Below are 23769 nucleotides of genomic sequence, written 5' to 3' on the forward strand. Positions count from 1 at the left end.
ATTCTCTCTTTTCTAATTATTTTTCTTTATAATTGTACTCTGAAAATCTGACCTGTCAACTATTTAGCTTCAATTGCAGCTTTTGTATGTGCTACATAAATCTGCTGAATTGCATCAATCTCTCCAAGACCTGCAATCTGTGATTCTACACTGTCAAATGCTTTTGACGCTTCAAACTGGCTCTTCCATGAATCATCATCGTCTCCTGCCATATCATTGTTCGCATGATCTCCTGCAACAACCATCAGTGGACGAAGGATTACTTTCTTATATCCGGCCTCTTTGATTTTCTCAATGACTGCCTGACACTCTGTATCTTCCGGCTCACCTTCTACAGTTCCGATAAATACATTCTTATATCCAAGCTGCTCCATCTGTGTCTGCATCTGATCATAACTTACATTTGCAACGTGTGAAGTTCCATGTCCCATGAATACAAATGCGGTTCCATCTTCGGCTGCTGCATCAATGCTGTCATAGTTTGCTGTCTTAACTGCTTCGTCTGTGATTGCTTTTGCAACTGCTTCTTTGTCTGCATTGATAACTGTTGCATCTGCTCCAACTTCGCCGAGAAGCGGCTCAGCAATCTTTACAGATTCAAATTTATCTTTATATTTTCCCACTGTCTCTGATAACTCATCATACTCTGCACCATGCATCAGATGTGTCGGCTGAACAACAAGGTTTTTAACTCCATTGTCTACTGCACGCTCCAGTGCCTGCTCCATGTTGTCAATCTTCTCATCATCACGGGCCTGTACGTGATTGATGATGATCTGAGCTGTAAATGCTCTTCTTACTGACCAGTCTGGATTAGCAGCCTGAAGTGCTTTCTCAATTCCACCGATGTCTTTTGCGCGGCTGTCATTGAATGATGTACCGAAACTTACAACAAGAAGTTCATTCTCACCAATCTCGTCCTGATTTAACGGATCATCTTTCGAAGCGTCACCTGTATCTCTTCCGAAGTAATCAGGATCTGCGTTCTCACCTTCTACTAATTCTTTTTGGGCATCTGTTAATGCGTCCCAGGCTTCCTTAGCTTCTTTGCACTGTTCATCTGTCTTGTCAGTTCTCTCCTGAACATAGATATCATCAATCAGTTTTGCCACCTTGTCTGCTGCCACCTGATTGCTGTCCTCCTTCGTATCCTCTGTCTTTGCATCACTCTTTGCGTCAGAACTTCCTGAATTTCCTCCACATCCTGCAAGCAGAGACATACTCATAGCTGCAGTAAGTAATACGACTACCAATTTTTTCTTCATCTTTCCATCCTCCATTTTTTCTAAGATACAAAATAATTTTCCCGGAGGTTTCTTATTACATTCATATAATAAAAAATCCCTGCCATTAAAAAATGAACAGAGAGTACGCAAAACAAACTATTGACGAAATTATCTTCCTTCCGTCAAATAGCCTTTCTATGTATTTCGTACTGCCAGTTCCTCGTGGCCTGAACAAATATGTTCCTGTACTGTGAAAGGCAGGTATCCCGGCTTATTGCTCAGGCGCTCTAAAATCAGCCTTCCCGGTCTCCCAGTGGCATGTAGGATTCAAAGCTCACAAAATACGGTGACGAGTTCGTACAGGATTCACACCTGTTTCCCTTTTCATCAGCCAGATAAATAACTTTTTATAATATCTTTCTCTGACTGACACCTCACACATTTTTTATTCTTTTGTATCTTTAACTATTACTTTTACAATCTAACACATCTGATAATTACTGTCAATACATCAGCCTGTCAGACTGTATTCCATATTGGTTTCTCACTTCCATTACGGTCGGGATAAAATCCGGTCGATTTCTCTAGAAGCCTCACTCTTTGTCAGTGTATGTAAGTCCATTTCCATAGAAATATTCTTCTGTTGCATAAGCCTTGTGAGAAATGCGATCTGTTTTGCGGTTATCGGTTCTTTTTTCTTCACCTTATACGCCAAGGGCTGTGGTTTAAAAACCTTCGGTTCCTTTTCCTCATAAAAATGCGCCATAGACTGATACAGTTTTGCGGTTGCCAGAGCATCATGATATGCCCGGTGCGCCGCCACATTTTCGATATGATAGTATTCGCAGAGTGCGCCAAGCTTTCTGGATGGAAGGTCTGCGTGAACAACTTTGGCAATCTTAAGTGTATCAATTCCCATATGATCATAAGTGTAACCAAGTTCTTTTGCTTTTGTCTTCACAAAGCTGAAGTCGAACTGCACATTATGTCCGATCAGCGTATCCCGTTCGCAGAATTCAAGGAACTCCGGCAATACTTCGCCGCAGTTCCCTGCTCCTTCTACCATATCATTTGTAATTCCGGTCAGTTGCGTAATCATCGGAGGTATCCCGGCCTCCGGTTCAATAAAACGAATAAAACGGTCAACAACTTTTCCTTCCCGTACTTTCAATGCACCAATCTCAATAATCTCATTGTGCTCCGGGCTAAGTCCAGTCGTCTCTATGTCAAATGCAACATATGATTTTAACATCTTACTTGTCCGTCTCTTTCTCATCCATTGCTCTTACTTTGTCATTTGCATACAATACGCCGCGCATACAGCCATTGCCTTTCACATCTGGATAACCTTCCTCATTATAACAGACTGTAATCACACAGCCATTGCGACAACCAGTACAAGTAAATTTCAAATCTGACATTTTCTCTTCCTCCCCCGCGCCTTTGCGGACTGATGCATGATTCATTTTTTTCGCTACCCACGGATTTTTTTGTGCTATGCACTTCTTCAATCCTTAATATTACTAGTATAACATTTTGTTCATTTCTTAACAATGTACATATCTACCCATTTTGTCTATATTTACAAATTATTTTTCGTATTTTTATCTAAAATAGACAATGATTTTTCTTGTTTTTAATATTATACTGTACTTTAGATAAAAAGGTTAATTATTTTAAAAGGAGAGGTAATCATGAACGAAGTATTGAATAACATTTATACTCGAAGATCTATTCGTAAATTCAAAGAGCAGGACGTTCCAAAGGATCTCGTAGATGAGATTGTCAAAGCAGGAACTTACGCTCCAAGCGGCAAGAACTTACAGACATACCGATTCTATGTAATGCAGAATGCAGATTCTATCAAGAGCCTTCAGGATGTTGTAGCAAAGGGAATGGAGAACCCTGCTTACACATTATACGGAGCAAAGGCAATTGTACTTGTTGCATGTGAGAAAGAAGCTGTCAACGGAGTCAGCGACTGCTCATGCGCAATCGAGAACATGCTTCTTGCAGCACACTCACTTGGACTTGGTGCATGCTGGATCAACCAGTTAAAATACTGTGGAGACAAAGCAGAAGTTGCTGATTACCTGGAAGGTCTTGGAATTGACAAAGACATGCAGGTTGTCGGAATGGTAGGAATGGGATATCCTGATGAAGAGCGCGAGGCTGCTAAGAGACAGGACGATCTTGTTACATATTTGAATTAGTTTTAGTTTCTTTGCATATAGAAATGGAGAGTGGTTTTATTCCACTCTCCATTTTCTTATTATCATACCATTGATATGTTTTCATTTTCTAAAATTCAAGAATGCCTCAACAATCTATAATTCCACAGATATGTTCTGCTTTTCTATTCCATGTTTTTCGGCATAACCGGTCAGGAATAATGTCAACGCTCCATCTCCCGTTACATTGCAGGCTGTTCCGAAGCTATCCTGAAGTGCGAAGATTGCAAGCATCAATGCTGTACCATCATCACCAAATCCAAGAACGCCTGTAATGAGTCCCAATGATGCCATTACCGTTCCTCCCGGAACTCCAGGGGCTCCAATGGCGAAAATCGCAAGCAGGACGCAGAACAGTACCAATGTCTGAATATCTGGTAATGTACCATATAATACCTTGGACACGATCATACAGAAAAACACTTCCGTCAATACGGATCCGCACAGATGGATATTTGCAAACAACGGTACACCAAAATCCACCATATCTTCTCTTAAAACTTTAGATTTTCTCGCACACCGAAGCGCAACTGCAAGTGTTGCGGCAGAAGACATCGTTCCAACTGCTGTAATATAAGCCGGTCCATAATGCTTTACGACTTCAATTGGATTCTTTCCAGAATAGACTCCTGCTACAACATACAGCACTGTCAGCCAGATATAATGTCCAATCATAACGATTACGACCGCACTGACAAATACCGGAAGCTGCTTTGTAATAGTTCCATCATATGATAAACAAGTGAATGTAAATGCAATAAACACTGGAAGAATTGGAATAATAATCTTTGACACAATTGCAAGTACAATATTTTGGAACTCATCTAAAATAGTAATGATCGTCTTTGCTTTTGTCCAGATTGCCGCAAGTCCGATTAAAATGGAAAATGCAAGAGCACTCATGACATTCATAATCTGCGGAATAGTCAGACCAAAAACATCTTCCGGCAATTCTTTTAAGCCTTCAATCTCTGACACAACCGGAAGATTCGGAATAATTGCATATCCAGCTCCCATAGAAAGAAGTGCTGCCAGTACGGACGACGTATATGCAACCATAAGTGCAACTCCAAGCATACGTGACGCATTATTTCCAAGCTTTGTAATAGACGGTGCAATAAATCCGATGACAATTAACGGTACTACAAAGTTAATGACCTGTCCCAGAATATTCTTTAATGGAACAACAACGCTCATTACATTTTCCGGGAAAATCTGTCCAAAAATAATTCCAATAACAATACCAATCAATAATTTCACCGGAAGACTGCTAAATATTTTTTTCATACCCTACCTCACTCATTCTTCATGCTTAATAAATTTCTTCTATGTATAAATCATTCTACTTTTATCCCAATAAAGAAATTTATTAGTTGAAAATATTATGTTTATTATACAGTTGTCAAATATGTTTTGTCTACTTTTATCTTAGAAAAAGCAATTTATTATCATAGAAAAAAGGCATATCCTTTCGGATATGCCTTAAATTCAACGTGCGCGAGAAGATTCGAACTCCCGACCTTCTGGTCCGTAGCCAGACGCTCTATCCAGCTGAGCTACGCGCACATTACTGTGTTCCGTTTCTCTTGTGTCCCTCACAGCAAAATCTATTATAGCGTAGGTCCCCCTGGTTGTCAACAAGTTTTTTCAACTTTTTCAAACTTTTTTCACTGGAATTTTTCCACTCTTTTTTCTCTCCAGCACATTTGCCACCATCGTGATTGCAAATGCACATCCCATTGCAGCAATCATAGCCACTGCAAATGCCGGGCCTTTTCCTTCATTTGCCATAAACGGAGCAAGCACTGCCGGCACATAAGCGGTTCCTTTTACATTGAACAGTCCTACGATTGCTCCACCTACAGTTGCACTTGCCAGCGCTCCGGCAAAGACAATCTTGTTTGAGAACATGAATGGATAAGACGCCTCCACAAATGTTCCAAAACAGATATTGATAATGCAGCCTGGAAGTGCTACAGCCGCCTCACCTTTCTGCTTTGGCAGAATAATGTTAGCAAGTGTGATTCCTGCAGATACCATGACAAGTCCTGTCATATCAATAGCTCCAAGGAAACTAAATCCCATTTCTTCCATTTCCAATAGTACAATCGGAAGAATTGCCGCATGGTAAACACCTCCAATAATTGCCGGCCAGATCAGAAGTCCTGCTACCGCCCCTGCAAGGAGGGCATTGTAATCAATGCACATGTTGATCAGAGAACAGATACCATTTCCAATCCATAATGCTACAGGTGCAATAAGGAATTTTCCCACCAATCCAGCTGCCAGTCCACCAAGACCTCCCGAAGCAATATTAACTGTCGTACCCGGCACATTGTGACGGAAACAGAACACACTGATATAGTAAGCAAGCACACCTGCCAGGATTCCGATGATCAGTCCTCCCAGGATTCCTCCATCCACTGCCAGAATGCCGGCTACAATACCTGCAACAACTCCCACTTCATCAAGACCGGAAACCTGCTTAGCTGCAATTGCACAAATAACGATTGGAATTGAATTTACAAGTGTATCAAATACATCTGACAGACTTCCACATCCTGGAATCTTGCTGCACGCCAGACAAAGTGCCATGGCAATAAATGCCGGAAGACTTGTCATCATAATTCCGCGGAAATTAATGCGCTTCCATATATTTCCTTCTGCTTTTGATGCTGCATTTTCCCCTGTATTACCAATGACTGGCATATATTTAATTTTCCAGTATTTTGCAAGTGCTGTCGTAAATGCAACGGCTCTTGTACGATTCGTTGTTCCTGTTGTTCCAGATGCTGACAGAACATTACATCCCATGTTCTGCGTGAGCGCGACACCACTTCCGCCCGTTCCGGCCATCGGAATCTTCGTTCTTGCGCAGGCTTCCATTGCCTGTCTGTTAGCCCCGTCCGGACTGGCACTGACAAACATTACACCGTCAATTTCACCGTCATCAATCTTCTTCGCAAGTTTTGCGTCCACCTTCGCAGCTTCTACATTAACCTCTGTTAAAGTCCCCTGAAATACTGCCTGTACTTCTGTTCCATTCCATGTATATAAAGTTGCCGGACTGTCCGGTCCCACATTATCCAGACTGCCAGATGCCAGTACATACTGTACAAATGTGATCTCCATGTCTGCTGCCTTTGTCTGTCCGCAAATTTCTTTCATCATTGCTGGCAGATTGTTCCCACCTTGTTTATATAGATTTCCACCACTGCTTCCTATAAATGCAATCTTTTTTCCCATTCCTTTATGTCCTTTCAGATCAGATCAAATCATATCACCATGCTGCCTTGCTAACATGGTAGCGTGCTAAAGTAATGAAATTAGCTTACCATTTTCGAATGCATTTGTAAAGAGGAAAATATTATGCTACTATAAATATCTGGATTATTAAAACTATTATTTTAACGCAACATGAAAAAGGAAGAAACACTATGACTAAAAAAATTGCTGTAATAAATGATTTATCCGGATTTGGCCGTTGCTCACTGACAGCCGCAATTTCCGTCATCTCAGCCATGGGAATTCAAGCCTGTCCACTTCCAACCGCAATTTTAACCGCGCAGACCGGATATCCGCACTATTACCTCGATGACTATACAGATAAAATGGATATTTACCGCCAGGAATGGTTAAAAATGGGGCAACACTTCAACGGAATCTACACCGGATTTGTTGCAAGCGAAGCACAGATCGATCAGATTTTTCATTTTATAGAGACATTTCACACTCAAGACACTTTCTTACTGGTAGATCCGGTCATGGGAGATGATGGTATCAAATATGATATGTTCACTCCCAAATTACTTGAGAAAATGAAAGCACTTGCAGAAGTTGCTGACATTATCACCCCAAATCTGACTGAGCTCTGCCTTTTGACAGATGCAAGTTACGATACAATTATGGAAATTACCGACAAAGATATACTTATAGATGTCATTGGCGAACTGGCATCAACACTTCTTCCAGTCGATAACGATTATTCAAAAGAAATTATCGTTACCGGAATTCATTTCAATAATGAGCACGGGCAAAAAATGATGGGAAATCTTTATATTTCTCAAAAATCAAGAAAACTGTTCGCTTTTCCACATGTAGGCGGAAGCTATTCCGGAACTGGTGATCTATTTGCTTCCTGTATCGCAGCAGGAAAATGCCGCGGTGACAAAATTCCAGATTTAATTCATCTCGCCGGGACATTTTTAGAACAGGCTATTAAAGACTCTGCCGAAGAAAATGTACCATATCCAGACGGCACCAATTACGAGAAATATTTGCATTTGCTAATGATGAAGTAAAATCATTATTATTTTTTCTCGGATATCACCAGCCCTAATACAGTCAATGCGGTTCCTCCTAACATAAAAGGCGTCACTTTCTCGTGAAGAATGATCACTGACATGACAATTGTAATTACTGGAATCGCATAGATGTATGCACTCGTCTTTATTGCACCGAGCATCTTGACCGCATAGTTCCAAGTTACAAAGCAGACTGCACACGCTCCAATTCCCAAATATAACAGATTTGCCAGATTTAAAGGCTTAGTATACGCACTTGAATGAAACTTTGCACCGGATCCAATTAAAATAGGTATCATAAACATCAATCCATAGAAAAATACTCTTCTTGTTGTCTGGATTACATTGTAACCAAAACCACTAATTTTTTTGATTAATATAGAATATGCTCCCCATACAAAAGAGCCTGCTACACATAATAAATCCCCGATCAGATTTACAGAAACATTCTCACCGCCGCCAAAACTAAGTAAAACGATTCCGGCAATGGCACACACAAATCCGAAAAAGAAATATTTTTGTAATTTTTCTTCTTTTAAAAAGAAATGAGCCATAATCGTCACGAACAAAGGTGCCGTCGATACGATAACACTGACATTGGATGCCTGTGTGTAAATCAGTGCGATATTTTCAAATAAATAATACAAGCAGACACCACAAAGTCCTGCTCCAACAAATATAATTTCCTGTCCTTTTTCAGTTCTTAACTTCTTTGGCCGCATCAACCACAATGTAAAATATCCAAGTAAAAATCGTGAAAACAATAAATCTACCGGTCCAAAATCTTGTAGTAATACCTTTGTCGACACAAATGTTGTTCCCCATATCAGACATGTAACGATTGCTGCTATATGCCCGGTTACTTGATGCTCTCTCTTCATGTAAATATTCCTCGCTAAATTGTATAAAAAATTTTGCAAATTATTTTTCTCTATGTTATAATGGCGTCATGCAGCGATGGTCGAGTTGGCTGATGGCATCTGCCTCGAAAGCAGAAGAACCGCAAGGTTCCGGGGGTTCAAATCCCTCTCGCTGCGTTTTCTTTTTTTAGCAATGAACTTGGACACATAATCCAAATTTATTGCTTTTTTGTTCTTTATAGTTCTATATATTTTCATCAGATTTTCTTAAGAAATTTTAGAAACATTTCCATTTTCTGACACAAGGCATTCACAATTCTCCATTATAATGAACTTATCAATTGAAGAAGACGGTAGTCGTACTTGCAGAAAAGCCAGACATGGCAAATGTACACTATGCCCTCCAAAATGTCGGCTTACTGCTCACAATCAGGTATGATTACCGGACTTCGCCTAACAACAATTAAAATTTACATAGATAAAATGTTCAAACCCTTTCAAAAAAGAACCAGCACTTTCAAAAGTGTTGGTTCTTTTTTATTCCTGTTTCTTACTGCTCTCTGAATGTAATCTCTCCTGTAGAGGCATCCATGCCATCCACAATTGCCAGTGACTCCAGATGATATCCAAGATTACGAATCACTGTTCCCCCACTCTGGAAGCCTTTCTCAATCGCGATTCCGATTCCCTCTACAGTTCCTCCTGCAGCTTTCACGATCTGGATCAATCCCTGAAGTGCACAGCCATTTGCCAGAAAATCATCGATAATCAGTACATGATCGTCCTCACTTAAGAATTTCTTTGCAACGATTACCTGATTCTTGCATTTGTGGGTAAATGACTCGACTTCTGCCGTATACATCTCGCCTTCGATATTAATACTTTTTGTTTTTTTGGCAAATACAACCGGAACCCCGAAATGCTGTGCTACAACACAGGCGATTCCGATTCCAGAGGCCTCAATAGTAAGAATCTTATTGATTGGTCTGTCCGCAAATCTTTTTTTGAATTCAGCACCCATCTGATCAAATAATTCTATATCCATCTGATGATTCAGGAAACTGTCCACCTTTAAAACATTTCCCTCTTTTACGATTCCATCTTTTACAATTCTTTCCTCTAAAAAGTTCATCACAGATTACTCCTTTGTTCCATTTCAGTTCATTTGGAAATTATTATACTCCTTTTCTTCATGAAATGCATCAAAAATTTGTTTCTGTCGCTTATTTTATAAATTTCAAAAATATTTTAGAATTTTATTCTACTTTCAATGCATTCGGATATATTTTCTTAAGCCGGCCATCATCAAACTTTTGATCCATAGTTTTCTGCCAGCTATGTGTTGCTGCTGATACAGTCTCCAATAGCCAGCCCAAAAAACTGGTACAAAAAAAGAGCCAGATTAATTCATATCCTGAGTACATATACTTCTCCTTTTCTTTCGTTTTCGTATTTGTCTGAAAATCCCCACTTCTACAAGTAGTAACTTCACATACGTCAAATCTGAACTTAAAAGAAATATTAGCATATTTCACTTTGGAAATCTATGTTCTGGCTCTCTCTTATTGTATATTCAGGGGTTTACATATATTTTTTCACGATTTCATGCATTTGGCCCCACTTTTTCTCCATATCGCTGACCAGCTTGAACTGTGTTCTGCACCGATCCAGATTATGTTCCTCGCGATGGATCTTGAAGTATGTATCTCCCTGCAGATAATCTGTCAGGAAACGCATACCACATTCAAATGTCATGACCTTTGCTCCCATCGGCAAAAGTTCCATCTCCCGTTTTGTCAGCTTGCCATTGCAGCCTTCAATGAATCCTTTTGTAAACAGATCAAAAAGCTCCATACTGCATTCAACCTTAGACAGATCTTTTTCATCTTCCGCACCTGTACTTGCCCCGAAACGAATGGCGTCACCGAAATCATTCACAGCAAGTCCCGGCATAACAGTATCCAGATCTATCACGCAGATTGCCTTGCCTGTCTTATTGTCAATCATAATATTGTTAAGCTTTGTATCATTGTGTGTAACACGAAGCGGAATCTCTCCCTTTGCCTGAAGGTTTGAAAAACAGCATGCTACATCTTCATGGTCCAACACAAACTGAATTTCTTTCTTAACACCAGCCGCACGGCTCTTAATATCTGTTTCTACCGCTCTTTTAAAAACCTCAAATCTTGCCTTTGTGTCGTGAAATCCTTCAATTGTCTCAAACAATGTATCGGCCGGATAGTCTGCCAAAAGATTCTGGAAATTTCCAAATGCCATTGCTGCCTGATAGAACTGATCCGGATTCTCTACCTGATCATAACTGCTCGCATCTGTAATAAAAATATAGGATCTCCAGTAATCTCCAAACGAATCCTGATAATATGGTTTTCCATCCAGTGCCGGAATTACATTCAACGTTTCTCTGTCTGGATTCCCTCCTTTTTTTATAATTTTTTCGCGAAGATAGGAAGTCACTCCAAGAATATTCTCCATAAGCTCTACAGGGTTCTTGAATACATTTTTATTCATTTTTTGAAGAATGACCTTCAAAATCCCCATGCGTTTTACTTCAAATGTCAGCAAATATGTATCATTAATGTGTCCATTTCCAAATGGTACATCCTGGATCAGTCTTCCTTCATATTGAAAATGTGCAATTGCTTCTGCCTTCTGCGTTCTGACTACCTGTGTCATAATACTTCCTCCCGGTTTTATTCAAAAATCCTTCTACTTATTATTGACGTCTTTTATCACTTGATTATTGTAGTATAAATTTGTACAAAAATCTTTATCATATTTCACTCATAATTTATATTATCTGCTTCTATTTCTTGCAATTTTTAATATATACGTTATAATTATTTATAACATTTGTACAAAAAATACAATTGCGCAAAGGAGACTTTAACATGGCATACAATGGATTTTTACCGGAGAATGTAATCAACATCGGTAAAATATACAGTATTCATTATTTTGAATACATGAGCGATTTTTCATTCGAAGGTGAAAGCCACGATTTTTGGGAATTTATCTGTGTAGATAAAGGAGAAGTTGAAGTGACCGGCGGTGATAAGAAGTTTATTCTTCACAAAGGTGAAATTGCTTTTCATGAACCTAATGAATTTCATAATGTTACAGCTACTGGAACGATCGCACCGAATCTGATTGTTATCTCCTTTCAATGTGATGATAATGCTATATATTATTTTCGCAAAAAAATTTTGAAGATGGATGACATAGAACGCAATCTTCTGGCAAGCATTATTTTTGAAGCCAGACATACCTTCCAATGCCGGCTGGATGATCCATATCTTCAGAATATGCCGCTTAAACAGCCACCTGACATTTTCGGCTCACAGCAAATGATCCGTCTGCTAATAGAACAGTTTTTAATCCACCTTGCAAGACGTTACTCAGCCTCTTACACCAGCGTTGTCCGTCCAAAAGACACTATGCCTGCAGCCAAATCAACAAAATCAAAAAATGACATTGAAGTCTACAGTCTGGTCACCGAATACATGAAAGAACATATTCGTTCTCATGTCACTATTGAACAGATCTGCAAAGACAACCTGGTCGGCAGATCACGACTGCAGAAGATATTCAAAAATCAATGCGGACTTGGCATCATCGACTATTTTTCGAAGCTGAAGATCAACACTGCAAAAGAACTGATCCGATCCAGACATATGAACTTTACCCAGATTTCCGATTATCTTGGATATACCTCCATTCATTACTTCTCAAGACAATTCAAAAAAGAAACTGGAATGACACCGTCTGAATATGCATCTTCAATCAAGGCAATGTCAGAAGGGAAGTTTGAGGAAAATTAGTGGAAAATACAACAGAACATTACTAAAAAGCAAAGGAATCTGTGTGCGAATCATCAGTTAATTTTTGATAGCTGGATTCGAAAACAGATTCCTTGCTTTATATAATATTCTTTTTATGTCTCTAACCTTTAATTCCTCCGGTAATTCCTCCGATCAATTTCTCTGACAGGAACAGATACAGGACAAATGTCGGTGCAAATACAATAATTACTGCTGCGAACATTCCAGCCCAGTTTCCGGTGTACTGCATGGACTGCAACATTCCATAAAGTCCTACGGCTACCGGACGTAATGCATCGTTGTTTGCAAAAATCAGTGACAGGAAATACTCATTCCAGATATTAATGAAATTGAATATTGTCACTGTTACCAGTCCGGACTGAGCCATCGGGAACATAATCTTCCAGAAAGCTTTTGCCGGAGGACATCCATCAAGAGCTGCTGCCTCTTCATATGTGCTGGAAATATTTGCAAAGAAAGTAAGTAAGAAAATCGTTGTATATGGAATATTAATTCCTACATACAAGAAGATCAAAGTTACCTTACTTGCTGCAACATTATTCAGAATTCCCAGATTTGCTACAACTCCAAACAATGGAAGAACGATCATCGTGATTGGAATACCCATCGCAGACACTAAACTTGTCTGGATAATTTTATTCCCGATAAATGTATATCTCGCAAGGACATATGCTGCCGGCGCACAGATCAGGATCAACAATACACAAGATACTACTGCATAAAGGAGGGAGTTTGTAAAGAATGTTGCAACTCCGCCACTTCCCCATGCCTGCACATAATTTTCAAAGTGTAGTCCCGACGGGAATTTCAATGCTTTTCCTGCAAAGATATCTGTTGTAGTAGAAAGACTGGCTGCTATGATCCATCCAAGTAACATGAATGTAAATGCCACCCATAAAAATACTATAATATATCCAGGAGCGAGCGCCATTTCATGTTTCCAGTCAATTTTCTTTTTCACTTTTATTTTTTTCTCTTTTGCCATCTTGCGTCTCCTCCTTTCTAAAATTCTAAGTCATCCTCTTTAATCAGTTTATTACAGATTGTAAAAATAACTACAATACAGATGCACAAGATAATACCGATTGCTGCTCCATATCCTGCATTTCTTTCTGTAACTGCATTTCCGGCTCCAAATGTCTGCATGTACATGTACTGTACCGGGACAATAGTTGCCTCATCTGCTGTTACGGTTGAGAACATCTGAGACCACACAAAGAATGCCGCTGTACTTACTGACCACATCGTAATGTTCGTCTTAAATACTCCTTTTAATAAAGGAAGTGTCATATGCTGGAATTGCTGTGGCCTGTTGGCACCATCAATGGTTGCCGCTTCATATAGCTCCGGACTGATTCTCTCAATTCCACTCATCCAGATCAGCATGTGATATCCAATCATTCCAAAGCAATATGCAAATAACAATGCTCCGAATTTGTGATCTGTATCCAGCCATGCTGTCTCTGCCAGTTTATGCATACCGACCGCATCAAGAATAGATTTTAGTAATCCGAACTTAGAACTATATACATACTGTAACCACATAGTTGCAAGGGCTACTGCACTTACAAGGTTCGGAAGATAGATTACCGCACGAAAGAATTTCTTACCGCGGATTCCACTTGTCAGGATAACTCCAAACAGCAGAGAAACAGAAAGTACAATTGCTCCACCGATTGCCCAGATTTTAAACAGGTTCAGCATAGACTTTCTAAAAATTGCAGTTGCAAATAATTTCTCATAGTTCTGTATACCTACAAATGTCCACAAATCGGTTGTGTCTGTAACGGAATCAATTTTGAAGAAACTCATCATAATCGTCCGGACGATCGGGTATAAAAAAACAATGAGGAAGATGATAACTGCCGGCGCCAGGAAGCCTACGATCATTTTCTTATTATTTTTCATCTCATTTCCTCCTTCTCGCATAATCTCAGCCATCTGCCTCATTCTTTTTTCAGATGTCCTGCGACCGTTTTCTTAAAAGAAATATGGCGGCGATGCCATAACCGCCCCGCCACCATATTATAATATGCATCTTATTTGATTATCTCAAATGACTTATTTTCCTGCTGCTTTTTTCATTGCAGAAATGAATCCTGCTGCATCTAATTTACCAGCTGCGAGCTCAAGTGCGCTTGTCTTTAATGTACCAGTCAGGTCATTGTTGCTCTCTGCGCCTGCTGCCCAGTCATAGTATGTTGTTGTTGCATCAAATCCAGCTTTTACTTCTGCAAGCTCTGTTGGCCATGCATCAGAATTTGCTTTGTCAGTTGGGATACAAAAAGCTTCTGTTGTCATCTCTTTGTCATAATCACCTGTTGTGATATAAGTAATCAGCTCAAATGCTTCGTCAGCCATCTTGGAATCTTTATTGATTGCAAATACCTGATTAGCAATGTTGTTAGCTGTACTGTCATCTGTTCCGTTCGGAACTGATGGATAGTTGAAATATCCCCACTCAAGATCCTCAGCTACAGAAGCTTTTGCTTCATTTGGAAGCCATGATCCGCAGATAACGATTGCTGCATCTCCAGGAGCAAATTCCTGATTCTGTCCTGCCGGATATACATTTGTCGCAATGTTCTTTGAGAAGTAACCTTTTTTAGCAAAATCTGCAAAGCTCTGAGCTGCTGCAAGAACTCTCTCATCATCCCATGTTACGTTCTGACCATTTACTTCTTCTCCGGTTACAAGAGATTTTACTCCATCCTGTCCAATATATCTTGCAAGATGATATCCGATAAATGATGTCATATAAGCATCGTCTGCTGTGATTGGTGTAATACCAGCGTCTTTTAATTTAGCGCATGCTGCATCTAACTCATCCCATGTTGTAGGAACTTCTTTGATACCAGCTTTATCAAATAATGTCTTATTGTAAAAGAATCCGAAGATTGATGGCTGATATGGGATTGAATGGAGTGTTCCATCCTCATATGCTGCACGTGCAATTTTGAATAATGTCTCATTTCCGTGCTCTGACTCGTAATCTTTTGCCACATCCTCGAGATCTAACAGATATTTTCCCCAAGATCCGTTTACACGGTTTACATCTTCATCGAACAGGTCGATGGTCTGCTTTGCATCGAGTGCAGGCTGAAGACCTTCACGCTGTCCGGAACGTCCCTTGAACTGAACGTCTACTTCTACACCTGTATCTTCTGTATACTTTGCAATCGCATCCTGGATTACTTTCGCCTGTGGCTCATCTTTACTCCACATAGCCCAGTATACAAGTTTCTTGCCATCTCCTCCAGATGACTTGGAATCGTTGGAATTTCCGCCACATCCAACTAACATGGTCGCAACCATTGCCGCACATAAAAGTGCACTGATTACTTTCTTTTTCATTCTTTTTCCTCCTATACCATTTTGGTAAATCGTTTTTAGTAATTTTGCAATTACTCTTTTTCCGTTGGATTCATTATGTCACAATTTTGCACAATAATCTTTATCCTAAAGTTTCATTAATTTGCACAATCTGCTCTAAAATGCTATTTTCAGCAAAATAACGGGCTGTTTTTTGTACACATTGTATAAATTAATATTTTCACAATCTTGTTATTTATTCTACATTACACAAATCATTAAGACCTATTACAGTTTTTCATCTGATTATTTTATCCCTGATTCTTTATATCAGAGATAATGCTGCTTCATCTCCCACCAAAATAACATCATTATGCATCTGAAGGATTGATGCCGGCACACCTGGAATTACTGGTCCGAAAAATGCTTTCTTTACAATCTCTGCTTTGTCTTCCCCACTTACTACAACAAGAATCTTCTTTGCCTGCATAATTGTCTTTATCCCCATGGTATATGCCTGTCTTGGAACATCCGCCGCCGAAGCAAAAAATCTTTTATTTGCCTCGATAGTGCTCTCCTGAAGGTCCACACAGTGTGTCCCTGTCTCAAATGCCTGTCCTGGCTCATTAAATCCAATATGTCCATTATGTCCCATTCCAAGAAGCTGAAGATCTACGCCTCCAAGGCTTCTGATCAGTTCCTCATAACGTTCACATTCTTTTTTACTGTCTGGTTCCATTCCATTGGGCAAATGTGTGTGTCTCTCCTGAATATTTACCTGATCGAACAGATGCTGATGCATAAAGTAATAATAGCTCTGTTCATTGGTTCCCGGCAGTCCTTTATATTCGTCCAGATTGACACTTGTCACCTCTGAAAAATCCAAGTCTCCTTTTTTGTACCAGTCTACCAGCTGACTGTAAGTTCCTATTGGCGTAGAGCCAGTTGCCAGTCCAAGTACACTGTTTGGTTTCAAAATGATCTGCGCAGAAATTATATTGGCTGCTTTTCTGCTCATATCCTTGTAATCTTTTGCTCTGTACACTCTCATAACATTTCCTCCATTTTTATAGACACTTTTTTTAATTCACTTTAAAATTATAGTAGTGTGGCAAATGCCCTTTTTCCCCATATAATTTTTCATGAAGGCTCTCCCAGATCGCCTGGATATCACTGTCTCCTTCCCGGATATCTGACACATCAATTCCATCGCCGTCATTCAGCAAATGATACGCCTCTTCATTTCTTTCTAATTTTTCAAGTGCTGCCACATAATAATATTGAATTCGTCCGTTCTTCTGATTTTCTGCGGTCTGTTTTTTATATTCTTCATCAATTTCCTTGTAAGCCCCACATTTTTCCAAAATCTTAAACCCTTCCTTCTGATAAGATAGTCTCTCTCTTTGAAGCGCCATTCCTTCCATAATAAACTGTTTTGCCTTCTCAGGATCCGATTTCAGATACAGACACGCCAGTCCATGATATGCCCATGCATTGGATGTAAGATCAACAGATCTTGCAAATTCGTCTCTTGCATCTTCATTTCTTCCTGCAATCAGATAGCTGATACCAAGCTGATAATGTGCATACCAGTTCGCAGCATTGGGTGCATCTTTTCTGGCTGTTTTCTCTTCCAGATATGCCAGGAATTTCTCTCCATTCCAGAACTCGTCCGGCTCATCTTCTGGATTTGGCATATGTAGAATGCCTGTCTCAAAGAAATGTTTCCACTTCTTTAATGTTTCTGACTGATTCACAAATTCCAGATGGCCAGTTCTTTTTGTTTTTGGTGCAAATGTTCCATATCCGCTTCCTGCCTGGACTAGCTTTGCCTGCTTCTTTGCAAGTCCTTTTGTCTCTTCCAGACGTTTCTTAAGTTTCTCAATCTCCTGATTTGCCTTCAGTTCCTCTGTCACCTTCTCATAACGCCATTCATGGGACTGTTCACATGCACCTGCACCAAGATCCACTGCTCCGTAGCGTTCCATCCATTCCCATGCAGTGTGTGGTGCCATCGGAATACAGCCATACTGTGTCTTTCCAAGTCCTGCCTGGATCTCCACATAACGTCCTGCATCTTCCGTCAAAAATTCCTGCCAGCGGTCGGAAGCATCAATATTTCCCCATGAAAATAACTTTCTTCCCTGTAGTCTCGGTGTTGAAAATTGTAAAAGTCCATATCCATCTGGCGCAATATTGGCAATATATTTGGGTTCTTCTTTCGGAATATGGAAGAAATAATCTATACTGGTCGGAATCTTCTTATAATCTGTTACATCAATTCCATTAACAAACGGAATCTCTACTTTAAAACCATTCGTCCCTACCGCTGTAAATGCTTCCTTTGCCGGTACGACAAGGCGTCCCCCTTCATACTCCGGTACTGCCATGTTACTCCACCAGTACATCGGAATAACCTGATTGCTGTCATTAACAATTCTCATTCTGCAGTTCAGATACGGACAAGCCTCCTCCAGCCAGAAATCCATCTGCCAGATAACTCCCCGGATTCGCTCATATTCATACATACGAAGTACCGGATCACCTTCATCTGTCTGCGTCTTTGCTACATAAAGCGGCTCCGTCGTCAATGGATTATGGCCGATAATTCCAAGATTCCACTCGACACCTCCGGAAAACCATGCATTTCTAATAGCAAGGTTGCTAAATCTGAGCACATCATTCGTGTAAAGAAGATTCTTTCCTGTTTTCTTATCCCACAGCTCCCACAATCTTCCACCATATTCCGTAAGAAATACTGCCTTCAAATACTCGTTTTCCAGAACCGCCGTCTTTACATCTTTCTCATGCAGCTCTCTTGTATATCCATTAAGCTGACGATATGGAAACGCACTATTTACTTTGCCATATCCTTCATAAATCTCATCATCCTCGTCCAGATCAAACACAAGCGAATTCTGAGTTGTCAGTTCCCCAAAAAGATCCGGTACCGAAGACTCCTCCCCCAGTTCTGCAACTTTCATACGCTTCGTCTCAAATACTAGCCTTGTCATAATATACCTCCCGCTCTTATAATTTTATCCATCAACAGGCCTTCTAACATGCACTTTCAAGATGTCTTTAGCATCTCTTTCACTTTTTTCTATTGATATAATAAAATTTTCTCTATCATATCTTCCATCATGGCATAGAACGATTGTATAATCTTTACACAATCTACACCTTTTTTTGCCATATCTGCGTCAACATACACAAATATAATTCACTATATTATAACAACAAATGTTATTACACAGCCTGGAACTGACTGTTATACAACTTATTATAAAATCCTCCTTGTGCCAGCAGTTCTTCGTGTGTTCCCTGCTCGATGATTTTTCCGTCTTTCATAACGAGAATAAGGGATGCATTCCGGATTGTAGAAAGCCGGTGTGCTACGATAAAGCTTGTACGTCCCTTCATTAATTTGTCAAATGCTTCCTGAATCTGCTGCTCTGTTCTTGTATCAATACTTGATGTGGCCTCATCAAGTATCAGCATTGGCGGCAGACAAAGCATAACTCTTGTAATACATAAAAGTTGCTTCTGTCCCTGGCTGATACTGTCTTCATGAAGCACTGTATCCAATCCTTTTGGAAGACGCTCGATAAATTCCCAACTATGTGCTTCTTTTGCTGCACGGATAATGTCTTCATCTGTGGCATCTGGTTTTCCAAATGCGATATTTTCCCGGACTGTTCCATCTTTGATCCAAGTCTCCTGTAGCACCATTCCATAGGAACTGCGAAGTGCATGGCGGCTGAGTCCGTCAATTGACTTGCCGTCAATTTTAATATTTCCTTGATCCACATCATAAAAGCGCATCAGCAGATTGATGAATGTCGTTTTTCCACAGCCAGTCGGTCCTACAATGGCAATCCGCATGCCGGGATCTACTTCCAGATTAAAATCTTCAATCAGGCGGTGATTCTTATCATAACTGAAGTCTACATGGCTGATGGACACATTTCCTTTCACTTCGTTGATTGTTCCTTCCACGTCTGGGGATTCTTCTTCTTCCTCCAGAAGATCAAAAATACGGTTCGCACACGCCAGCGCATTTTGCATCTCTGTAATGACAGAACTAATGTCATTGAACGGTTTCATATACTGGTTCGCATAAGATAACAACACGGACAGACCTCCAACTGTCAGAGCTCCGCCTGGTATCATAAATGCTCCTACAAGAGCAACACCTGCATAGATGACATTATTTACGAAACGCGTAGACGGGTTTGTCAGACTGCTGTAGAAGACTGCTTTCTGACTGTATTTTTGTAAATCTGCATTGATCTGTGCAAATCGCTCTGACGCTTTTTCTTCATATCCGAATGCTTTGACTACTTTTTGGTTTCCAATCATTTCATCAATGAGTGCCGTCTGATTTCCTCGAGTCTCACTTTGCTTATGAAACATTTCAAATGATCTGGAAGAAATAAATCTGGCAATTAAGAAACTCATTGGTGTCAGCACAATGACCAGAAGTGTGATCCAGAAATTCTTGGAAAACATAAAAATCAAAGTTACAACAATCGTTACAATTCCGGAAAACAACTGGGTAAATCCAAGTAAGATTCCATCAGACAAAATATCTGTATCTGCGATGATCCGGCTTACAATATCTCCGGAACTGTGACGGTCCAAATAAGACAGGGGCAACCGCTGAATATGACGGATTGCCTGGGAACGGATATCCTGTACAATATGATAAGTCATATGATTATTGATCATGTTCATGATCCATGTTGCCAGCGCTGATATTGCCACTAATACAAGAATTTCTCTTAATAATATCCACATGGCATCAAATTGAACCTGATGCTCTGCAACAATCTGATCAATGGCATCTCCGAACAGGATCGGCACATATAATTGTAATATTACTGAAACGGTTGCAAGCAACACGCTCAGCACAAGAAATATTTTATATTTTCCAATGAATTTTAAAATCTTCTTCATCTTCTATGCCTCTCCTTTCTCGTCATAATTTATTTTTTCTCTTAATTTTTCTTCCGGGAATTGTGAATAATAAATTTCCTGGTAAACTTCACAATTTTTCATCAATTCTTCATGCGTTCCCTGTCCAGCCAATTCTCCATTTCCAAGAACAAGTATTTTATCTGCCTGCTTAATTCCAGCTACACGCTGAGATACAAGAAATGTTGTCATCTTGCCTTCCAGACCATGGATTGCTTTTCGAAGCGCTGCATCTGTTGCAAAATCAAGAGCACTCGCACTATCATCTAAAATTAATATCTCCGGTTTCTTAACTAAGGCTCTTGCAATGGTAAGCCTCTGTTTCTGTCCACCAGACAGATTACGTCCATTCTGCTCCAACTGGAAATCCAGCTTTCCCATCTTTCCTTCTACCACTTCTTTTGCCTGGGCAATTTCAATTGCTTTCCAGATGTCCTCATCTGTGGCGTTCTCGTCACCCCATTTCAGATTGTCACGGATACTTCCCTGGAACAGTACACTTCTCTGCTGAACAATTCCGACTTTCTCACCGATAGATTTTCTTGTGTATTCTGTAACATTTTCTCCGTCCATATAGACCTGTCCGTCCTGCGGATCGTAGAATCTTGGGATCAAAGATACCAGTGTTGATTTACCACTTCCGGTTCCTCCGATAATACCAATCGTTTCTCCCGGCATCGCCTGGAAACTGATATCCTTAAGACTCGGTGCTCCCGCGCCCGCATAAGTAAATGTGACATGATCAAATTTAACTGCAGGTGTATGATTCTGCTTTTTCTCTTTCTGACGCATCTCATCGTTTACATATGTCATACTGGACTTCACTGCCAAAATTCCTGCCACACGGTCTGCGCACGCCATTGATTTGTTCAATGTAATGATCAGTGATGCTAATTTGATCAATTCAACAATTATCTGAAGCATATAGTTGTAAAGAGCAACCACTTCACCTTGTTGCATATTTCCCATATTAACCTGAATACCAGCGCGGTCAATCAAAATGACTGTTGCAATATTAATCAGCACATAAGTCACTGGATTTAAAAGTGCTGAAATCCTTCCGACAAAAAGGTTCAATCTCGTCAGTTCCCGGCTGCTGTCTTCAAATTCTTCTACAGATTGCTCTTCCCTGCAAAATGCACGGATCACACGGACACCTGTTAAATTTTCTCTTGTCAGTCCTGTCACCTGGTCCAGTCCATTTTGCACTTTCTTAAATAATGGAATGCTGACCAGCATAATGGAAAATACAACAACGAACAATACCGGAATCGCAATCACAAATATCCATGCACATTTTACATTGATTGTAAATGCCATGACCATGGAGCCAAGTACGACAAATGGACTTCGAAGCAGAAGTCTCAGACCCAGATTCAATCCATTCTGAACCTGATTCACATCATCTGTCAAACGTGTGATCAAAGTATCAGTTCCCATGGTATCTAATTCTGTAAATGACAATGACTGAATATGATCAAACATTGCCTGTCTTAATTTTGCCGCAAATCCACAGCTTGCCTTCGCCGCAAAAAACTGAGCAGTAAAACTGCAGGCAAGTCCGACCCCTGCCATTAAGATCAATACAAAAAACATCTGAACCACATAACTTCGGTTATCCTGTGCGACACCGACATCAATAATCTGTGCCACAACTACCGGAACTAAAAGGTCAAAAACAACCTCCAGAAGCTTAAAAAGCGGTGCCAGAATACTTTCTTTTTTGTACTCTTTGAGATAAACTGCCAAACTTTTCATGTCTCTATTTTCCTCTCTCTTCCTGTTTCACGAATCTATGCCTATTATAACGCACATTCAGTAATATGCATAATATTCCTTTTATTGCTTTGTAATATATTTTTTATATTGTATTTGTAATACCTTCATTATAATATAGTGTTACATACGTTTTGGAAGCTTTCAAGAAATGGAGATGGATTATGGAACTTAGACAATTAGAATACTTTAGACAAATTGCAGATACACATAGCTTTAATGAAGCAGCCAGACATTTAAATATGTCACAGCCTCCTCTCAGCTATCAGATACACCAATTAGAAGAAGAACTGGGCGTACAACTTTTTGAGCGGACAAGCAAAGGAGTTATTCTGACAAATGCCGGCGAAGTCTTATACGAGCGCGCCGGAAATTTGCTTGATTATGCAGATTCTGCAAAGCTTGAAGTTACAAAAGCCGGAAAAAAGCGAGTTCTTCGTATCGGAATGACCTCAACAACAACTGCTGTAATGATGCCATTTATCTCTACATTTGCCAAAAAATATCCTGACGTAAACTTTGAAGTAAGGGACGGAAGTACTTATACATTATATAGTTATCTTATGGATGGAATTATCGATATCTCCGTTGCACGTACCCCGCTTCAGTTAAACAAAGTAAACTCTTTTACTTTATGTTCTGAGCCAATGATTGCTGTGTCAAACTTTTCAGCAAATCTCCAATCTTCTAATGCTGTCCCTGTCACAAATAATACTGCTACAAATTCAAATAGCAAAATGCTTTCTTCAAAAATAATACAGCTAAACGACCTGTCAAAACATCCATTGATTCTTTATCGCAGATATGAACGATTAATTCTTGACACATTTCATGCAAAAAATCTTGATCCTGAAATATTCTGTCTCTGTGATGACGCAAAAAGCGCTTTACTCTGGGCTAAAGATGGACTCGCAACTGCCATTTTCCCCAAATCAATGCAGTCATTGTGTACAGGACTTCGAATTTATGAAATTGATGAACCTACTCTTATAACACAAATTGTATTAATCTGGAAAAAAGAAAAGAAACTTTCTCCTATCGTACAAGAATTTTTAGATGTATGCCAAAAAAAATAATTCAAGAATGCCTCGGCATTCTTGCTGCGAGGTGCGCGTTATGCAATTGCATGACATACTTCTACTGCGCACCTCTGCAAGTCTACACTCCGTTTCGGTCGGCGCAAAACCATTGTCCACCGGACAATATGCGCCCTGCCGGAGGAT

Annotated in this window: 20 protein-coding genes, 2 tRNA genes and 1 riboswitch; of the genes, 5 read left to right on the top strand and 17 right to left on the bottom strand. The window is 39.9% G+C overall.

Annotation, left to right across the window (positions count from 1 at the left end; all coding sequences use genetic code 11):
* Positions 1-59: 59 nt before the first annotated feature.
* From NQ560_RS11710 to NQ560_RS11720, 3 genes are all read right to left on the bottom strand, one after another.
* Positions 60-1265 (bottom strand): sirohydrochlorin cobaltochelatase, encoded by a 1206-nt coding sequence (locus tag NQ560_RS11710; RefSeq protein ID WP_040015603.1) that lies wholly within the window; start codon positions 1263-1265, stop codon positions 60-62.
* Between the two features lie 200 nt (positions 1266-1465).
* Positions 1466-1678: riboswitch (cobalamin riboswitch) on the bottom strand.
* Positions 1679-1779: 101 nt separating this feature from the next.
* Positions 1780-2478, bottom strand: a complete 699-nt coding sequence (locus NQ560_RS11715) for a 3'-5' exonuclease (protein WP_005334602.1) — start codon at positions 2476-2478, stop codon at positions 1780-1782.
* A gap of 1 nt (position 2479) precedes the next feature.
* Entirely contained in the window at positions 2480-2647 is a 168-nt protein-coding gene (locus tag NQ560_RS11720) for a molybdopterin-binding domain-containing protein (protein ID WP_005336888.1), read from the bottom strand.
* Positions 2648-2920: 273 nt separating this feature from the next.
* Between NQ560_RS11720 and NQ560_RS11725 the strand changes: the two genes are divergently transcribed.
* Positions 2921-3439: a nitroreductase family protein gene (locus tag NQ560_RS11725; protein ID WP_005334605.1), complete on the top strand. Its 519-nt coding sequence runs from the start codon at positions 2921-2923 to the stop codon at positions 3437-3439.
* A 114-nt stretch (positions 3440-3553) separates the two neighbouring features.
* Here NQ560_RS11725 and NQ560_RS11730 read toward each other — a convergent pair whose 3' ends face one another.
* The 3 genes from NQ560_RS11730 to NQ560_RS11740 all read right to left on the bottom strand — a co-directional run bounded on the left by NQ560_RS11730 (position 3554) and on the right by NQ560_RS11740 (position 6703).
* The gene (locus NQ560_RS11730; protein WP_005334607.1) at positions 3554-4744 is read right to left on the bottom strand and encodes a dicarboxylate/amino acid:cation symporter; all 1191 of its coding nucleotides are present in this window, start codon (positions 4742-4744) and stop codon (positions 3554-3556) included.
* Positions 4745-4949: 205 nt separating this feature from the next.
* Positions 4950-5023, bottom strand: a tRNA-Arg gene (locus NQ560_RS11735).
* A gap of 90 nt (positions 5024-5113) precedes the next feature.
* Positions 5114-6703 carry a hypothetical protein gene (locus tag NQ560_RS11740; RefSeq protein WP_005334610.1) on the bottom strand — a complete coding sequence of 530 codons (1590 nt, stop codon included), beginning with the start codon at positions 6701-6703 and terminating at the stop codon, positions 5114-5116.
* A gap of 191 nt (positions 6704-6894) precedes the next feature.
* Here NQ560_RS11740 and NQ560_RS11745 point away from each other — a divergent pair, with 191 nt between their 5' ends.
* Positions 6895-7758: a pyridoxamine kinase gene (locus tag NQ560_RS11745; protein ID WP_005334612.1), complete on the top strand. Its 864-nt coding sequence runs from the start codon at positions 6895-6897 to the stop codon at positions 7756-7758.
* A gap of 8 nt (positions 7759-7766) precedes the next feature.
* Here the strand turns inward: NQ560_RS11745 and NQ560_RS11750 are convergent, their stop codons facing one another.
* Positions 7767-8642 carry a DMT family transporter gene (locus tag NQ560_RS11750; RefSeq protein ID WP_005334613.1) on the bottom strand — a complete coding sequence of 292 codons (876 nt, stop codon included), beginning with the start codon at positions 8640-8642 and terminating at the stop codon, positions 7767-7769.
* Between the two features lie 70 nt (positions 8643-8712).
* Here NQ560_RS11750 and NQ560_RS11755 point away from each other — a divergent pair.
* Positions 8713-8798 (top strand) — tRNA-Ser (locus NQ560_RS11755).
* A 373-nt stretch (positions 8799-9171) separates the two neighbouring features.
* On the opposite strand, the gene NQ560_RS11760 is transcribed toward NQ560_RS11755, so the two are convergent.
* The 3 genes from NQ560_RS11760 to NQ560_RS11770 all read right to left on the bottom strand — a co-directional run bounded on the left by NQ560_RS11760 (position 9172) and on the right by NQ560_RS11770 (position 11315).
* On the bottom strand, positions 9172-9753 hold the full coding sequence (locus tag NQ560_RS11760; RefSeq protein WP_005334619.1) for a xanthine phosphoribosyltransferase: 582 nt from the start codon (positions 9751-9753) through the stop codon (positions 9172-9174).
* Positions 9754-9877: 124 nt separating this feature from the next.
* Positions 9878-10045, bottom strand: coding sequence for a hypothetical protein (locus NQ560_RS11765; RefSeq protein ID WP_154104238.1), 168 nt, complete (start codon positions 10043-10045; stop codon positions 9878-9880).
* Between the two features lie 157 nt (positions 10046-10202).
* Complete coding sequence (locus NQ560_RS11770) at positions 10203-11315, bottom strand: phosphotransferase enzyme family protein (RefSeq protein WP_005334623.1); 1113 nt, start codon at positions 11313-11315, stop codon at positions 10203-10205.
* Positions 11316-11530: 215 nt separating this feature from the next.
* Here NQ560_RS11770 and NQ560_RS11775 point away from each other — a divergent pair, with 215 nt between their 5' ends.
* A complete protein-coding gene (locus NQ560_RS11775) occupies positions 11531-12460 on the top strand; it encodes a helix-turn-helix domain-containing protein (RefSeq protein ID WP_005334625.1) in 930 nt (309 codons plus the stop codon).
* A 121-nt stretch (positions 12461-12581) separates the two neighbouring features.
* On the opposite strand, the gene NQ560_RS11780 is transcribed toward NQ560_RS11775, so the two are convergent.
* The 7 genes from NQ560_RS11780 to NQ560_RS11810 form a co-directional block, all read right to left on the bottom strand.
* Complete coding sequence (locus tag NQ560_RS11780) at positions 12582-13466, bottom strand: carbohydrate ABC transporter permease (protein ID WP_005334627.1); 885 nt, start codon at positions 13464-13466, stop codon at positions 12582-12584.
* A 17-nt stretch (positions 13467-13483) separates the two neighbouring features.
* Positions 13484-14389, bottom strand: a complete 906-nt coding sequence (locus tag NQ560_RS11785; RefSeq protein WP_040015691.1) for a carbohydrate ABC transporter permease — start codon at positions 14387-14389, stop codon at positions 13484-13486.
* Between the two features lie 153 nt (positions 14390-14542).
* Positions 14543-15835 (bottom strand): ABC transporter substrate-binding protein, encoded by a 1293-nt coding sequence (locus NQ560_RS11790; protein WP_005334631.1) that lies wholly within the window; start codon positions 15833-15835, stop codon positions 14543-14545.
* Between the two features lie 283 nt (positions 15836-16118).
* Positions 16119-16844, bottom strand: a complete 726-nt coding sequence (nagB, locus tag NQ560_RS11795; protein WP_005334633.1) for a glucosamine-6-phosphate deaminase — start codon at positions 16842-16844, stop codon at positions 16119-16121.
* Between the two features lie 31 nt (positions 16845-16875).
* Positions 16876-18807 carry a DUF5107 domain-containing protein gene (locus NQ560_RS11800; RefSeq protein ID WP_005334634.1) on the bottom strand — a complete coding sequence of 644 codons (1932 nt, stop codon included), beginning with the start codon at positions 18805-18807 and terminating at the stop codon, positions 16876-16878.
* A gap of 235 nt (positions 18808-19042) precedes the next feature.
* Entirely contained in the window at positions 19043-20752 is a 1710-nt protein-coding gene (locus NQ560_RS11805) for an ABC transporter ATP-binding protein (protein WP_005334636.1), read from the bottom strand.
* 3 nt (positions 20753-20755) lie between these two features.
* The gene (locus NQ560_RS11810) at positions 20756-22528 is read right to left on the bottom strand and encodes an ABC transporter ATP-binding protein (protein WP_005334638.1); all 1773 of its coding nucleotides are present in this window, start codon (positions 22526-22528) and stop codon (positions 20756-20758) included.
* 182 nt (positions 22529-22710) lie between these two features.
* Between NQ560_RS11810 and NQ560_RS11815 the strand changes: the two genes are divergently transcribed.
* Complete coding sequence (locus NQ560_RS11815; RefSeq protein WP_005334640.1) at positions 22711-23622, top strand: LysR family transcriptional regulator; 912 nt, start codon at positions 22711-22713, stop codon at positions 23620-23622.
* Positions 23623-23769 lie beyond the last annotated feature (147 nt).

Source organism: Dorea formicigenerans (genome assembly GCF_025150245.1).
Classification (GTDB): Bacteria; Bacillota; Clostridia; order Lachnospirales; family Lachnospiraceae; genus Dorea; species Dorea formicigenerans.